Below are 14406 nucleotides of genomic sequence, written 5' to 3'. Positions count from 1 at the left end.
CAGCAGCTTCAGGTTCGCAGCTGCTAGCATCCCGGCATGACCGAGTCGCCCGGCCGCCGCGAGCGCAAGAAGGCCGCCACCCGCCAGAACATCGCCGACGCCGCCCTACGGCTCTTTCTGGAACGCGGGTACGACGCGGTGGGCATCCGCGACGTGGCCGCCGAGGCCGACGTCGCCGTCACCACGCTCTTCTCCCACTTCGCCTCGAAAGAGGCCCTCGTGTTCGAGCAGGACGCGAACTTCGAGCAGGGCCTCGTCCAGGCGGTCACCGGCCGGGCACCCCACGAGCCGCTCATCCCGGCGCTCCGCCGTGAGATCCACGCCCAGGTGCGCCACTGCACGGCGGAGGGCGCCGCGCCGATCTGGCGCATGATCGACCAGTCGTCCGCGCTGCGGGAGTACGAGGAGTCCATGCGGCTGCGCCACGCGGAGTCGCTGGCCGCGGCCATCGCCGCCGCCCCCGGCCTGCCGTACACCGCGATGGCCTGCCGGGCCCTCGCGCGCTTCGTGATCGACGCCTACGCGCTGGCCCGCGAGGCGGCCGATCCGCAGGCCGCGGTGGACGAGGTCTTCCGGATGATCGAGGCGGCCTGGGAGGCCGCGAGCCCCGAAACGGCGGGCTCGCCCGACGCGATGTGAGAGCGGGCCGCGCCGGTCACGTGGCCCGGCCACCGCGACGCCCCGGGCGCCCGGCGGATGTCGTACCGTTCCGGGCAACCGATCCGGGAGGGGCACTCGTGGGTGAGAACAAGCGGCTGATGCTGGCGGGCGAGTGGTACCTCCCGGACGACCCCGAACTGCGCGCCGACACCGAGCGCCGCGTCGGGCTGTGCGCCGCCTACAACGCGGCCACCACGGCCCCGCCCGCCGACCGGCACCGGATCCTCAGCGACCTTCTGGGATCGGTCGGGGACTCGGTACGCGTCCGGGCGCCGTTCCAGTGCGACTTCGGCTACAACATCAGCATCGGCGCCGGTACGTTCGTGAACTTCGGCGGTGTCTTCCTCGACACCGGACCGATCACCGTGGGCCGCGACGTGCAGATCGGCCCGAACGTCCAACTCCTCACCCCCACCCACGCGTTGGACGCCGAGCGCCGGCGGGCGGGCTGGGAGAAGGCGCTGCCGGTGACGATCGGCGACAACGTGTGGCTGGGCGGCGGGGTGATCGTCTGCCCCGGCGTGACGATCGGCGCGAACACCGTGGTGGGCGCGGGCTCCGTCGTCATCAGGGACCTGCCGCCGAACGTGCTCGCGGTCGGAAACCCGGCCCGGATCGTGCGCGAGCTGAGCTGATCCCCGGCCGATCCCAAGGGGTTGGCGCCTATTGCACGCCGAGCGCCATCCACTTGTCCGTGGTCTCCAGCGTGCGGAAACCGATCTTCTCGTAGACCCCGTGGGCGTCCGCCGTGGCCAGCAGGATCCTGCGCAGCCCGGCCGGCTCCAGGTGGTCGCGCACAGCGGTCACCAGCGCCGTGCCGAGGCCCTTGCCGCGCGCCGCGGGAGCGACGTACACGTCGCAGAGCCAGGCGAAGGTGGCGTGGTCGGTGACGATCCGCGCGTAGGCGACCTGTTCCCCCGAATCCGCCTCGTACACGCCGAAGTTGAGGGAGCCCGCGATGGCGGCGTCCTGCTTGTCGCGGCTGCGGCCGAGCGCCCAGTAGGCGTCCGTCGAGAGCCAGTGGTGGACGCGGGCCGCGTCGAGGCGGCCCGGGTCAGTGGAGATCACGTACTCACGGAAGATCACATCGCTCATGCCGGGAGCCTCCCAGGGCGCGGGCCGGTTGTCAGTGGCGGGTGCCACGCCGGCCCCATGAGAGCGACATCAGCGCGGTCGACCTTTCAGGCGGGTCGGCCCAGCACCCCGTCCAGGGCGGTGCGCAGCCTGCGTACCGCCTCGGAGATCTCCGCGCGGCCCGCCACGCCCGCGAAGCCCAGGCGGATGTGGCCGGCCGGGGGTTCGGCGCTGAAGTAGGGGCGGCCGGGGGCCACGGCGACACCGGCGCGCAGCGCGGCGGACACGACGGCGCTCTCGGGCGCGCCGTCGGGCAGCCGGAGCCAGAGGTGGTAGCCGCCGGAGGGGATGTGGGGCAGGGCGAGTTCGGGGAGGTGGTGCAGGACGGCGGCGGCCAGGGTCTCCCTGCGGGCGGTCAACTCGGCGGACACGGCGCGCAGATGGCGCCCCCAGGCCGGGGAGCCGACGAGTTCGAGGGCGGTCTCCTGGAGGGGGCGGGGCACGAAGAAGGAGTCGACGACCTGGATGGCGCGCAGGCGTTCCAGGACGGGACCGCGGGCGGCGAGCGCACCGACCCGCAGGCTCGGCGAGGTCGCCTTGGTGAGGGAGGAGACGTGGACGACCACGCCGTCCGGGTCGTCGGCGGCGAGCGGGGCGGGCAGCGGGCCGGCGTCCTGGTGGGCGAGGCGCCGGGCGAAGTCGTCCTCGACGACGAACGCGCCGAACGCGTGGGCGATGCCGACCACTTCGCGGCCGCGGTCCGGGGGCAGGAGGGCTCCGGTCGGGTTCTGGAAGAGGGGCTGGCAGACGAGGACGCGGGCGCCGGTGGCGTCGAAGGCACGGGAGAGGAGTTCGGGGCGGATGCCGTCGGGGCCTACGGGGACGGGCACGGGGCGCAGCCCGGCGGCCCGGGCGATGGCGAGCAGACCGGGATAGGTGGGCGACTCGACGAGGACGGGGGCGCCGGGGGTGGCGAGCGCGCGCAGCGTGGTGGTCAGCGCGGTCTGGCCGCCCGCGGTGACCAGGACGTCCGCGGCGGTGACGGTGCCGCCGATCTCGCGGGCGAACCACTCCCGCAGCTCGGTGAGGCCGTCGACGGGCGGGCGGCTCCAGACACCGGGTCGCCGGCCGGCCCGTCCGAGGGCGGCGGCCATCGCCCGCTCGGGACGGAGCCCGGGGTCGAGGTAGCCGCCACTGAGGTCGATGACGCCGGTCTGCGGGACGGTGAGGGTGGCCAGGACGCCGGTGGCGTCCACCGCGCGCGGGGCGGCCTCGGTGGCGCCGTCCGCGCTGAGCGCGACCTCCTGCCAGGAGGTGTCGCCGGTACGCGCGGTGAGCGTGCGCGGCTCGGCGCGGTAGGCGCCCGCGCCGGGGCGGGTGACAACAAGCCCCTCGGCGACGAGCTGGGCGAGCGCGCGCGAGACCGTCACCGGGGAGACCCGGTAGCGCTCGACCAGCGCCCGGCTCGACGGCAGCTTTCCACCAACCGAGTAGCGGTCGAGCTCGCTCCGCAGGGATTTCGCCAGTTCCACCACACTGCTACGCTCATGCATGACAGCACAGAATAGCGCTACTACTCCGACGACGATAGCGGTCGGCGTGGACGGCGGCTCCGGTTCCGTCCTGCCGCGCGGGGCGCTGCTCGCCGGGCTCGGCGTGGTCTCCTTCTCCCTCACCTTCCCCGGCACCGTCTGGGGCCTGGACAGCTTCGGGCCCTGGTCCCTGGTGGCGCTGCGGATAGTCCTCTCCGCGCTGATCGCGGGGGCGCTGCTGCTCGGGCAGCGGGTGCCGTTCCCAGACCGGGCGCACTGGCCGGGCCTCGCGGTCGTCGCGGGCGGCTCGCTCATCGGCTTCCCCCTGCTCACCACGATCGCTCTCCAGACCTCGACGACCTCGCACGCGGCCGTGGTGATCGGACTGCTGCCGCTGGCCACCGCCGCGCTCGGCGCGCTGCGCACCCGGCGTCGGCCGTCCCGGGCGTTCTGGGCGGCGGCGCTGGCCGGGGCGGCCGTGGTGGTCGCGTTCACGGTGCAGCAGAGCGGCGGGGCGCTGTCCGCGGGGGACGTCTACCTGTTCGCCGCGCTGCTCGTCTGCGCGGCCGCGTACGTCGAGGGCGGCCGGCTCGCCTCGGTCATGCCGGGCCGGCACGTGGTCGGCTGGGCCCTGGTGCTGTGCCTGCCGCTCGCCCTGGCCGGGGCCGCGGTGGCGCTCGCGTACGAGCCCTGGCGGCTCACCGCGCACGGCGTCGCGGGGCTGGTGTGGCTGGCCGCGGGGTCCAACTTCTTCGGCCTCTACGTCTGGTACCGCGGCCTCGCCGCGGTCGGCGTGCCACGCGCCAGCCAGCTCCAGCTGGCGCAGCCGCTGCTCACACTGTTCTGGTCGGTGCTGCTGCTCGGCGAGCACCTTTCCCCGGCCGCCCCGCTCGCCGCGGCGGGCGTCCTGGTGTGCATCGCGGTGACCCAGCGGGCCCGGTCCTGAGGCCCGCTGGGTCCGCTCCCGGGCAGCGCCAACTCGCGCCCGCCGTCCTAGACTGGCGGCATGCGAGCAAGCGTGGGCGACACACTCCTTGTGCACGGCAGGACCGTCGGCCAGCAGGACCGCCGGGCCGAGGTCATCGAGGTTCTGGGCCCCCAGGGCACGCCCCCCTTCCGGGTCCGATTCGACGACGGCCACGAAACCCTGATGTCACCGGGCCCCGACACGGTGGTGCGGCACCTCTCCGAGGAAGCGTAGGCCGCGGGGTCTCAGCGGCTCCGCCCCCGGTAGTGGTCGGCGACGACCCGGGCCATGGCCCCGACGCGGTCCTCGGTGACCTCCTTCGCGGCGAAGAAGCAGTGGCCGCGGACGGAGGCGTAGCGCTGGGCCAGCGTCAGATGGCGGGACAGTTCCGCCGGGTCCTGCCAGGCGGCGGGCTGCGCCGGATCGCCCGCCTTGTACAGCGCCTCGCCGATGTACAGGTCGACGCCGGTGTCCCGGGCCACCTCGTCCCACCAGGGCACCAGGACCGCGTAGTCCGCGGCGCGGAAGCCGATGTTCCAGTACAGCTGCGGGCAGACGTAGTCGATCCAGCCCGCACGCACCCACCGGCGGGTGTCGGCGTGCAGGTCGTCGTAGGTCTGGACACCGGCCGTGGTCGCCGAGCCGCGCTCGTCGCTCGACGCGTTGCGCCACACACCGAAGGGGCTGATGCCGAACCGGATGCGGCGGTCGATCCGCTTGATCCGGGCGGCCGTCTCGCGCACCAGCAGATCGATGTTGTGGCGCCGCCAGGCATCGCGGTCCGGGAAGCCTGATCCGTACCGCGCGTACGCCGCGTCGTCGTCGAAGCTCTGGCCCGCCACCGGATACGGGTAGAAGTAGTCGTCCCAGTGGACGCCGTCGATGTCGTAGCTGCGCACCGCGTCCAGCATGGCGTCCTCGACGAACCGGCGGACCTCGGGCAGGCCCGGGTTGTAGTAGAGCTTTCCGCCGTACGGCACGGCCCAGTCGGGGTGTCGGCGTGCGGGGTGGGTCGGGACCAGGCGCGTGAGGTCGGTGTGGTTGGCGATCCGGTACGGGTTGAACCAGGCGTGCAGTTCCAGGCCCCGCTCGTGCGCCTCGTGGACGGCGGTGCCCAGCGGATCCCAGCCGGGGTCCGCGCCCTGCGTCCCGGTGAGCCACTCGGACCAGGGCTCGTACCGGGACGGCCAGAGCGCGTCGGCGGTCGGGCGGACCTGGAGGACCACCGCGTTCAGCCGCCGCTCGACCGCCTTGTCCAGGTGGGCGATGAGCTCGGCGCGCTGGGCGCCCGCGGACAGGCCCGGCCGGGAGGGCCAGTCCCGGTTGGCCACGGTGGCCACCCACACCCCGCGGAAGTCCCGCCGCCGGTGTCCGCCCGCCACCTCCCGCACCGCCCGCTCCAGCGCCCCGCCCCGGTCCGCGGCGGCCGCGCCGCCCGCCGTGATCAGCCCGCTCAGGGCTCCGGCCGTGCCCGCCACGAAGCCCCGCCGCGTGATTCGCCCCACGTCACACCCCTCGCTCCGGTCCCGTTGCCCCAGGTGTACCGGACAGCATGCCCGCCCCGGCCCCCCATGCACGCGCGCGTCCGGAGTAACGTCAGGGGCCGAAGGCGGGCGCCGGAATCACACGGGGGACCTGCCGGGGACTGCAGTAGAGCGAAAGGCACGATGTGACCGACATCGAACGCGTCGGAATTGTGGGCTGTGGCCAGATGGGCGCGGGCATCGCGGAGGTGTGTGCCCGCAGCGGTCTGGACGTCAAGGTCGCCGAGACCACCGGCGAGGCCCTGGAGATCGGCCGCACCCGGCTGCACAACTCCCTCTCGAAGGCCGCCGAGCGCGGCAAGATCACCGAAGAGGAGCGCGACGCGACGCTCGGCCGCCTCAGCTTCACCACCGACCTGGGCGAGTTCGCCGACCGCGATCTCGTGATCGAGGCCGTGGTGGAGAACGAGCAGGTCAAGACCGAGATCTTCCAGGTACTCGACCAGGTGGTGACCCGCCCGGACGCGATCTTGGCCTCCAACACCTCCTCCATCCCGCTGGTGAAGCTCGCGGTCGCCACCTCGCGCCCCGACCAGGTCATCGGCATCCACTTCTTCAACCCGGCGCCGGTGCAGAAGCTCGTCGAGCTCATTCCCGCGCTCACCACCTCCGAGGGCACCATCAGCCGGGCCCAGGTGCTGGTCGAGAAGGTGCTGGGCAAGCACGCCATCCGCGCCCAGGACCGCTCCGGGTTCGTGGTCAACGCGCTGCTCATCCCGTACCTGCTCTCCGCGATCCGGATGTTCGAGTCGGGCATCGCCAGCCGCGAGGACATCGACAACGGCATGGAGCTGGGCTGCGCCCATCCGATGGGCCCGCTGAAGCTCTCCGACCTCATCGGCCTGGACACGGTCGCCTCGGTCGCGGACTCGATGTACGACGAGTTCAAGGAGCCCCTGTACGCCGCTCCCCCGCTGCTCCAGCGGATGGTCGACGCGGGACGCCTCGGCCGGAAGACCGGGTCCGGTTTCTACTCGTACGCCTGAGTAAAGCGGCGTACTTCTGTATACGCGGGTAAACGTCTGAAAGGCATGAGCCGGGCTCGTCCCGCGCACACCGGGTGTGCGGAACGAGCCCGCATATGCCCATCGCACACGCTCCCGTCCCTGGGCCGCGGCGAGTTGACTCTGAGCCAGCACCTCCCTGGCACGTCCGGAACAGGACTAAGGAGCCACACCGTGTCCACCCACTCGGGACATTCGACCACCGTCGACGAACTGGCGGAGTTACGCCGCCGCCTGGAAGTCGGCATGGCCCATCTGGACGGGCAGCTCGCGCTGCTCGCCCAGCGGGGCGAGCAGACCGAGCGCGAACTGACCGACGCGGTGGGGCGGGTCGCGGCCCTGGAACACCTCAGGTGGCCGCTCCCCGCCCTCACCGTGCTGACCGCCGTCGGCGCACTCTCGTTCGCCGTGTGGCAGGCCCTCGGCCACTAGCCCGCGCGGCGGCTAGCCGTCGCCCAGCCGCAGATGGTGCAGGAGTAGGAGTCCGGCCGCCATGTTGGCGGCCGGGACCTCCCCTCGGGCGACCATGTCGGGCACCAGCTTGAGGGGTATCCACTCGCGCCGGGACGACTCGAAGTCGTCCTCGGGGTGGCCGATGTATTCGGCCGACTCGGACCAGAACAGATGGTGCCGGGCGTCGATGAGCCCGTTGGCGGGCTCGACGGTCAGCAGGGGTTTGAGCGGTCCCGGCCGCCAGCCGGTCTCCTCCTCCATTTCACGGGCGGCGGCGGCCTCGATGTCCTCGCCGTCCTCGACGACACCGGCGGCCAGTTCCCAGCCCCAGCTGTCGGTGATGAAGCGGTGCCGCCACAACAGCAGCACCTCGTTGGCGGCGTTGACCGCCGTCGCGACGGCGACCGGCCGCAGCCGGATCAGGAAGTGGTCCAGGTGCCGACCGTCCGGAAGCTCTACGTCCGCGAGGTTGACCCGAAACCAGCGATTCTCATACACAGTTTGTTCGCTCAGGTTCGTCCACTGCACGTTTCTGCCACCTTCCGACAAGTAGATGGCAATATCGCAGCAGGCTGACGGTTACAGGGGAACGCGAAGTGCCCCGTCGATCAGCTCGGCGGCTTCGTCGGCGCCGGCGCAACCGCTCTCGACCAGGTGCTCGCGCACCAGGCGCAGCCGGTCCCGCAATCGCTGCGACTCCATCCCCCGGGCCCGCTCCGCCATTTCGACCGCGGTAGCCACGGCCCGGTCCGCGTCGCCCTGTCGCAGCTCGATCTGCGCGAGCATCGCAAGGCGGTGCACCCTGCCCCTGTCGTGGGAGGGTTCGTCGGCCGCCAGCGCCGCCTGTTCGCGCGCGGCCGTCAGATCGCCGAGGCTGAGCAGGGCCTCGGCCACCTGGACGTTGACCAGGCCCGGCTGGACGTAACCGGTCTCGGCCGGTTCCTGGCCGGGCCTGATCCGCCCGGCCGCCGACTCGGCGCTCCTGATCGAGGACAGCGCGCTGTGCCCGTCGCCCAGATGCGCGTACGCCTTGGCCTGCATGGCGTGCAGATCGGCCGCGAGCGCGGGGCTCAGCCGGCCGCCCGCCGCCCGCAGCGCCGCCTCGGCGAAGGCGACCGACTGGCGGTAGTCCCGCATGAACAGCGACTGGTTGACCAGGAGCGCGATGACATAGGCCCCAAGTCCCCTGTCCCCGCTGGCCTTCGCCAGCCGCAGCGCCTGGTGGAAGTAGCGCTGGGCGAGCCCCTGGGCGTTGGAGTCGTACGCGCAGATCCCCGCGATGGCCACCAACCCGCCGGTGGCGCGGTGCAGTTGGCGCCCGGTGGCGTCGGTGTAGCCGCCGCGCAGCAAGGGCGCGGTCTCGGCGTTGAGGAAGCCGACGATGCGCGAGCGGGTCGCGATGCCGCCCGCCTTGCGGTACATCAGCTCGTAGTGCTCGCGCGCCGAGCGCAGCATCTCGATGTCGGACTCGCCCACCGCGGTCTGCCCGTTGCGGGAGACGTCGGTGTCCTCCGGCGGGTTCTCCCACTCCCATACGGGCATGACGGCCGGGGTGCCGGTGACGGCGGGGGCGTCGAGTATGTGCGTGCGCTGCTGTTCGTCCGAGCGCCACAGGGCGGTGGCCCGCTCGACGAAACCGGCGAGCGGCGAGCCGTGCGCGGCGACCGGTTCGCCGGGCACCCCGAGGCCGATGTCGTCGAGGGTGACCCGGCGCCGCAGCCGGCCCGCGAGCACCTCGCAGATCAGGTCGGGCACCTGGCCCCGCGGCCGCTGGCCCTTCAACCACCGGGCGACCGCCGTGTGTTCGTATCTGAGTGCGAGGCCTCTGGCCCGACCCGCCTGGTTCACCCGGGCGGCCAGCCCGGCGTGCGAGATCCCCGCCTCGTCCACCAGGGCGTCGAGCAGGGTATTGGGCTGCATGGGGCCCTCCGTTGGCTCGGTGCGGTCAGCGTAGACGAGCCGGGTTCACACGGGGTGTGAAGCGAGTACCCGCATTTATGCGCCGCGCTCTCTGCCCACGGCGGCCCGCAGTCGCTTGACTTTGATGTGCCTCTCCTCGAGGCGACCGGGCCGCCGGCTCCCCCTCGTACAGTGCGGCGGCCCGCTCCCGGCGCCGTCCGCCCTGTCCGCGCTGCCCGGCACTCCCGGCAGGGCGACGGCGCCCCACCTCAGCGGTGAACACCGGCCGCCTCGCCGCTGGTCTGCTGGGCGGGCACCCGGACCCGGTCGTTGCGCAGCACCAGGAGGGCCACATCGTCCGAGAGCCGCCCCCGGGTGTGGTGCAGGACCGCGCGCCGCACTCGGTCGACGACATCGGCCGGCGCCACCGGCGAGCCGCGGGACGCGTCCGCGAGCGCCTCGCGCAGCGCGAAGAACCGCCCGGCGCCGTCCCGGGCGTCCTCGGCGCCGTCGGTGTGCAGGCAGAGCGCCTCGCCGGGGAGCAGCCGGGTGCAGTGCAGCGGGGTCAGCTCGGCGGGGAGCGCGAAGGGCCCGAGCGGCGGCAGCGGGTCGCCGGGCGCGAGCTGCTCGGCGCCGCGGCAGAGCCGATAGGGCCACGGGTGGCCGCAGTTGAGGGCGTAGACCTCGCCGTCCGGCCGGATCTCCAGGAGCAGTACGGTGACGAACTCCTCGGCGAGCGGGCTGTCCGGCTCGCCCCCGCCGGAGGCCGGGTGCTCGGCGCGGCAGCGCTCCCGCAGATGCCGCGCCAGCGCCCGGTCCAGCCTCCTGAGCAGACCGTCCAGTCGGGGCTCGTCGTGGGCGGCCTCGCGGAAGCTGCCGAGGACCGCGGCCACCGCGCCGATCGCGGCGAGCCCGTGGCCGCGCACGTCCCCCATGACGACCCGCACCCCGTGCGGGGTCGACATCGCCTCGTACAGATCGCCGCCGATCGAGGCGCCGCGGCTCACCGAGAGCTGTCCCGCGGCGAGCGCGATCCCGTCGAGCCGCGGGGGCAGGGGTCTCAGCAGCACCCGCTGGGCGACCTCGGCGATGTGCCGGATGCGCCGCAACTCCCGTTCGGCCGTGACCCGTACGCCGTTGGCCAGCCACACCACGGCGACCAGGAAGGCGAGGCAGGTGGCGACCCGCAGCCCCATCCCGTCCTCGCCGGCCAGCGGGCAGCCCAGCTGCCAGGCGACCACCAGGACGAGCCAGCAGGACGGCAGGACGAGGGCGAAGGCCCGGCGGGAGCGGAGTGCGACCGCGCAGGCCGAGGTCCATCCCGGTGTACGGATCATGCCGTCGGCCCCCCTAGGCCACTGCGCGCTGTAGTGCACCGGACCGCAGGCTCCGGAAGCCGCACCGGCCCGCACGGCCGGACCGATTCTTTCGATCGTCCGCGTCCTTTTGCGCAGATCGACCGGACTTCTCACCCGAACGAGTGAGGCGTCAACGGCTCGTTCCCAGACGGCGAAAGGGGCGCACCGGGAACCCCGGTGCGCCCCTCTCGTTCCGTTCTCGCGCGGGCTAGGCCCCGCGCAGCACCGCGCCCGTCTCCTCGGCGGCACGGGCCACCGCGGCGTCGCGGGCGGCCGAGGCCTCCTCGACCGTCAGGGTGCGGTCGGCGGCGCGGAACCGCAGCGCGTACGCCAGCGACTTCTTGCCCGCGCCGACCTGCTCGCCGCTGTAGACGTCGAACAGCCGGATGGACTCCAGGAGTTCACCGGCGCCGACCCGCAGCGCGGCCTCCACCGAGGCGGCCGGGACACCGGAGTCGACGACGAGCGCCACGTCCTGGGTGGCCACCGGGAAGGTGGAGATGCTCGGCGCCTGGACCACGCCGTCCCCGGCCCGTTCCAGGGCGTCGAGGTCGAGCTCCATCGCGCAGCTGCGGGCGGGCAGCCCGAACGCCTTGACGACGCGCGGGTGCAGCTCGCCCGCGTGCCCGACGAGGGTCTTCCCGTCCTGGCCGGTCACGTACAGCTCGGCGCAGCGGCCCGGGTGCCAGGGGCCGTACTGGCCCTGCTCCACGGTGAGTTCGAGCCCCGCCTCGCGCGCCACGGTGCGCGCGGCCTCGATCGCGTCCGCCCAGTCGGCCGGGCGGCCCTTGCCCCACCAGCCGGCCTGCTCGCGCGCACCGGACAGGACGGCGCCCACGTGGCGCGGCTGCACGGGCAGCACGGCGTCGAGGGCGGCGATCTCCTCGTCGGTGGGACGGCGGTCGACGGGCAGCCGGACGGCGACGCCCGGGGTGCTCGACGGGTGGAAGACCAGACCCGTCTCGAAGAGCGCCAGGTCGTGGCTGCCGCGGCCGTCGTTGCGGCGCAGCGTGGCGAGGAGGCCCGGGAGCAGCGTGGTGCGCAGCGCCGGCTCCTCGTCGCTGAGCGGGTTGACCAGCTTCACGACCTCGCGGTTCGCGTCGTCGGCGTCCAGACCCAGCTGGTCGAAGACGGACTCGGCGACGAACGGGTAGCTCGGCGCCTCGGTGAACCCGGCTCCGGCGAGCGCCCGGCCGACCCTGCGGTGCAGGCGCTGACGCTCCGTCAGACCCCGTCCGGCGGGCGGCTTGGGCAGCGTGGAGGGCAGGTTGGCATAGCCCTCCAGGCGGATGACCTCTTCGGCCAGGTCGTTCGGCTCGGTGAGGTCGGGACGCCAGGACGGCACGGTCACGACGAGCTCGTCCTGCCCGTACGCGTCGCAGCCGACCTCCTGGAGGCGGCGCACGACGGTCTCGCGGCCGTACTCGACGCCCGCGACGCGGTCCGGGTGGTCCGCGCGCATCGAGATGGTGCGCGGCGCGGACGGCGAGACGATCTCGGTGACGCCGGCCTCGGCGGTGCCGCCCGCGAGCAGCACCAGCAGGTCGACGGTGCGCTGGGCGGCGGCGGACGCCGCCTGCGGGTCGACGCCGCGCTCGAAGCGCCTGGACGCCTCGGAGGACAGCTTGTGGCGGCGCGCGGTGCGGGCGATGGAGACCGCGTCGAAGTGCGCGGCCTCGATGACGACCTCGGTGGTGCCCTTGACCTCGCCGGTCTCGGGGTCCGTGACGGAGTCGGCGATCTCGGTGTTGGCTCCGCCCATCACCCCGGCCAGGCCGATGGGGCCACGGTTGTCGGTGATGACGAGGTCGGCGGCGTCCAGCTTGCGCTTCGTGCCGTCGAGCGTGGTGAGGAGCTCGCCCGGCTCGGCGCGGCGCACGCCGATGGGGCCGTCGACCAGGGCGCGGTCGTAGGCGTGCAGCGGCTGGCCGAGCTCGATCATCACGTAGTTGGTGATGTCGACGGCGAGCGAGATCGGGCGCATCCCGGCCTTCTGCAGCCGGCGCTGCAGCCAGATCGGCGAACGGGCCTCGGGGTCCAGGCCGGTGACGGTGCGCGCCGTGAAGCGGTCGCAGCCGATCGGGTCGGCGATCTTGACCTGGTAGCCGTACGAGTTGGGCCCGGGCACGTCCAGGAGCGCCGGGTCGCGCAGCGGCAGGCCGTAGGCGATGGCGGTCTCGCGGGCGACGCCGCGCATCGACAGGCAGTCGCCGCGGTTGGCGGTGACCGCGATGTCGAGGACCTCGTCGACGAGTTCGAGCAGCGCGATCGCGTCGGTGCCGACCTCGTGCTCCGGCGGGAGCACGATGATGCCGCCCGTGGTGTCCGGGCCCATGCCGAGCTCGTCGCTGGAGCAGATCATGCCGTGCGAGGTCCTGCCGTACGTCTTGCGCGCGGCGATCGCGAAGTCGCCGGGCAGCACGGCGCCGGGGAGCACCACGACCACCTTGTCGCCGACCGCGAAGTTGCGGGCGCCGCAGACGATCTCCTGGGGCTCGCCGGTGCCGTTGGCCTGGCCGACGTCGACGGTGCAGAAGCGGATGGGCTTCTTGAACCCCTCCAGCTCCTCGATGGTGAGGACCTTGCCGACGACGAGCGGGCCCTTGAGCCCGGCGCCGAGCTGCTCGACGGTCTCGACCTCGAGGCCGGCGTCGACGAGCCTGGCCTGCACGTCGCGGCCGGTCTCGGTGGCGGGGAGGTCGACGTACTCCCGCAGCCAGGAAAGCGGGACCCGCATCAGATCTCCATCCCGAACGGCCGGGTGAACCGGACGTCACCCTCGACCATGTCTCGCATGTCTTCAACGTTGTGGCGGAACATCAGCATGCGTTCGATGCCGAAGCCGAAGGCGAATCCGCTGTACTTCTCGGGGTCCACGCCGCAGGCGGTGAGCACCTTCGGGTTGACCATGCCGCAGCCGCCGAGCTCGATCCAGCCCTCGCTGGAGCAGGTGCGGCAGGGCCGGTCCGGGTTGCCGACGGACTCGCCCCGGCAGACGTAGCAGACCATGTCCATCTCGGCGGACGGCTCGGTGAACGGGAAGAAGTTCGGCCGCAGCCGGGTCTCGATGCCCTCGCCGAACAGCGCCTTGACCATGTGGTCCAGGGTGCCCTTCAGATCGGCCATGGTCAGGCCCTCGTCCACGGCGAGCAGCTCGACCTGGCGGAAGACCGGGCTGTGCGTGGCGTCCAGCTCGTCGGTGCGGTACACCCGGCCGGGGCAGATCACGTACAGCGGGGGCTCGCGGTCGAGCATCGAGCGGATCTGCACGGGCGAGGTGTGGGTGCGCAGCACGACGCCGGAGCTGGCGGCGCCCTCGGCGCCCTGCACGAAGAACGTGTCGTGCTCGGAGCGGGCCGGGTGGTCCGGGCCGATGTTGAGCGCGTCGAAGGTGAACCACTCGGCCTCGGCCTCGGGGCCCTCGGCGACCTCGTAGCCCATGGCCACGAAGACGTCCTCGATGCGCTCCGAGAGCGTGGTCAGCGGGTGGCGGGCGCCGGCCGGCACGCGGTCGTGGGGCAGCGTGACGTCCACCGCCTCCTCGACCAGGACCCGGGCGTCCCGCTCGTCCTCCAGCTCGGCCTGGCGGGCGGCCAGGGCCCTGTTCACGGCGCCGCGGGCCATGCCCACGAGCTTTCCGGCCGCGGCCTTGGCCTGCGGCGGCAGCGCGCCGATCTCGCGGTTGGCGAGCGAGAGGGGCGAGGTGCCTCCGGTGTGCGCGGTCTTCGCCTGGGCGAGCGCGTCGAGGTCGCCCGCGGCGGCGAAGGCGGCGAGCGCCTCGTCCCGCATGCGCTCGATCTCTTCCGGTTTCAGCGCCTCGACCTCGACAGGGTCGTACGACTTATTGGGTGCCGACATCTCTTCCCGTGCTTCCGATTGTCTTGGCTGGGGGTCCCCGCGACCGCGAAGCGATAC

At 73.1% G+C, this 14406-nt stretch carries 14 protein-coding genes; 6 read left to right on the top strand and 8 right to left on the bottom strand.

The genetic code is table 11. From position 1 onward, the window contains the following. The first annotated feature begins 36 nt into the window (after positions 1–36). Both DT019_RS18565 and DT019_RS18560 read left to right on the top strand, forming a co-directional pair. Positions 37–639: a TetR/AcrR family transcriptional regulator gene (locus tag DT019_RS18565; protein WP_114037968.1), complete on the top strand. Its 603-nt coding sequence runs from the start codon at positions 37–39 to the stop codon at positions 637–639. Between the two features lie 98 nt (positions 640–737). Beyond that, positions 738–1295, top strand: a complete 558-nt coding sequence (locus DT019_RS18560; protein WP_114037967.1) for a sugar O-acetyltransferase — start codon at positions 738–740, stop codon at positions 1293–1295. A gap of 28 nt (positions 1296–1323) precedes the next feature. On the opposite strand, the gene DT019_RS18555 is transcribed toward DT019_RS18560, so the two are convergent. Both DT019_RS18555 and DT019_RS18550 read right to left on the bottom strand, forming a co-directional pair. Beyond that, complete coding sequence (locus tag DT019_RS18555) at positions 1324–1755, bottom strand: GNAT family N-acetyltransferase (protein WP_114037966.1); 432 nt, start codon at positions 1753–1755, stop codon at positions 1324–1326. Positions 1756–1841: 86 nt separating this feature from the next. Further along, positions 1842–3287, bottom strand: coding sequence for a PLP-dependent aminotransferase family protein (locus DT019_RS18550; protein ID WP_114037965.1), 1446 nt, complete (start codon positions 3285–3287; stop codon positions 1842–1844). Between DT019_RS18550 and DT019_RS18545 the strand changes: the two genes are divergently transcribed. Together DT019_RS18545 and DT019_RS18540 are read left to right on the top strand one after the other, a co-directional pair. Then, on the top strand, positions 3286–4212 hold the full coding sequence (locus DT019_RS18545) for a DMT family transporter (protein ID WP_114037964.1): 927 nt from the start codon (positions 3286–3288) through the stop codon (positions 4210–4212). The two genes, DT019_RS18550 and DT019_RS18545, sit on opposite strands and share 2 nt — an antisense overlap. Positions 4213–4272: 60 nt before the next feature. Then, positions 4273–4467: a DUF1918 domain-containing protein gene (locus DT019_RS18540; RefSeq protein WP_114037963.1), complete on the top strand. Its 195-nt coding sequence runs from the start codon at positions 4273–4275 to the stop codon at positions 4465–4467. 11 nt (positions 4468–4478) lie between these two features. Here the strand turns inward: DT019_RS18540 and DT019_RS18535 are convergent, their stop codons facing one another. Further along, positions 4479–5738 carry a glycoside hydrolase family 10 protein gene (locus tag DT019_RS18535; protein WP_114037962.1) on the bottom strand — a complete coding sequence of 420 codons (1260 nt, stop codon included), beginning with the start codon at positions 5736–5738 and terminating at the stop codon, positions 4479–4481. Between the two features lie 164 nt (positions 5739–5902). Between DT019_RS18535 and DT019_RS18530 the strand changes: the two genes are divergently transcribed. Both DT019_RS18530 and DT019_RS18525 read left to right on the top strand, forming a co-directional pair. Further along, a complete protein-coding gene (locus DT019_RS18530) occupies positions 5903–6763 on the top strand; it encodes a 3-hydroxybutyryl-CoA dehydrogenase (protein ID WP_114037961.1) in 861 nt (286 codons plus the stop codon). 192 nt (positions 6764–6955) lie between these two features. Continuing rightward, positions 6956–7213, top strand: coding sequence for a hypothetical protein (locus tag DT019_RS18525; RefSeq protein ID WP_114037960.1), 258 nt, complete (start codon positions 6956–6958; stop codon positions 7211–7213). Between the two features lie 12 nt (positions 7214–7225). Here DT019_RS18525 and DT019_RS18520 read toward each other — a convergent pair whose 3' ends face one another. The 5 genes from DT019_RS18520 to pheS all read right to left on the bottom strand — a co-directional run bounded on the left by DT019_RS18520 (position 7226) and on the right by pheS (position 14349). After that, on the bottom strand, positions 7226–7762 hold the full coding sequence (locus tag DT019_RS18520) for an NUDIX domain-containing protein (RefSeq protein WP_114037959.1): 537 nt from the start codon (positions 7760–7762) through the stop codon (positions 7226–7228). 51 nt (positions 7763–7813) lie between these two features. Beyond that, positions 7814–9154 carry a transcriptional regulator gene (locus DT019_RS18515; protein WP_114037958.1) on the bottom strand — a complete coding sequence of 447 codons (1341 nt, stop codon included), beginning with the start codon at positions 9152–9154 and terminating at the stop codon, positions 7814–7816. A gap of 248 nt (positions 9155–9402) precedes the next feature. Continuing rightward, positions 9403–10470, bottom strand: a complete 1068-nt coding sequence (locus tag DT019_RS18510) for a PP2C family protein-serine/threonine phosphatase (RefSeq protein ID WP_114037957.1) — start codon at positions 10468–10470, stop codon at positions 9403–9405. 229 nt (positions 10471–10699) lie between these two features. Next, positions 10700–13228, bottom strand: coding sequence for a phenylalanine--tRNA ligase subunit beta (pheT, locus tag DT019_RS18505; protein WP_114037956.1), 2529 nt, complete (start codon positions 13226–13228; stop codon positions 10700–10702). Continuing rightward, entirely contained in the window at positions 13228–14349 is a 1122-nt protein-coding gene (gene pheS, locus DT019_RS18500) for a phenylalanine--tRNA ligase subunit alpha (RefSeq protein WP_114037955.1), read from the bottom strand. The genes pheT and pheS overlap by 1 nt, the downstream gene beginning before the upstream one ends. Between the last annotated feature and the right edge of the window lie 57 nt (positions 14350–14406).

It is taken from the genome of Streptomyces sp. SDr-06 (assembly GCF_003324565.1).
GTDB lineage: Bacteria > Actinomycetota > Actinomycetes > Streptomycetales > Streptomycetaceae > Streptomyces.
Note: the sequence above shows the minus strand (reverse complement) of the source record. Positions and strands in the feature narration are given on the sequence as shown.

What these genes read in the sequence shown, in the direction of transcription:
- DT019_RS18545 (WP_114037964.1), top strand. Translation starts at nt 3,286, where the DNA reads ATGACAGCACAGAATAGCGCTACTACTCCGACGACGATAGCGGTCGGC.
- DT019_RS18515 (WP_114037958.1), bottom strand. Translation starts at nt 9,154, where the DNA reads ATGCAGCCCAATACCCTGCTCGACGCCCTGGTGGACGAGGCGGGGATC.
- DT019_RS18550 (WP_114037965.1), bottom strand. Translation starts at nt 3,287, where the DNA reads ATGCATGAGCGTAGCAGTGTGGTGGAACTGGCGAAATCCCTGCGGAGC.
- pheT (WP_114037956.1), bottom strand. Translation starts at nt 13,228, where the DNA reads ATGCGGGTCCCGCTTTCCTGGCTGCGGGAGTACGTCGACCTCCCCGCC.
- pheS (WP_114037955.1), bottom strand. Translation starts at nt 14,349, where the DNA reads ATGTCGGCACCCAATAAGTCGTACGACCCTGTCGAGGTCGAGGCGCTG.
- DT019_RS18555 (WP_114037966.1), bottom strand. Translation starts at nt 1,755, where the DNA reads ATGAGCGATGTGATCTTCCGTGAGTACGTGATCTCCACTGACCCGGGC.
- DT019_RS18540 (WP_114037963.1), top strand. Translation starts at nt 4,273, where the DNA reads ATGCGAGCAAGCGTGGGCGACACACTCCTTGTGCACGGCAGGACCGTC.
- DT019_RS18510 (WP_114037957.1), bottom strand. Translation starts at nt 10,470, where the DNA reads ATGATCCGTACACCGGGATGGACCTCGGCCTGCGCGGTCGCACTCCGC.
- DT019_RS18565 (WP_114037968.1), top strand. Translation starts at nt 37, where the DNA reads ATGACCGAGTCGCCCGGCCGCCGCGAGCGCAAGAAGGCCGCCACCCGC.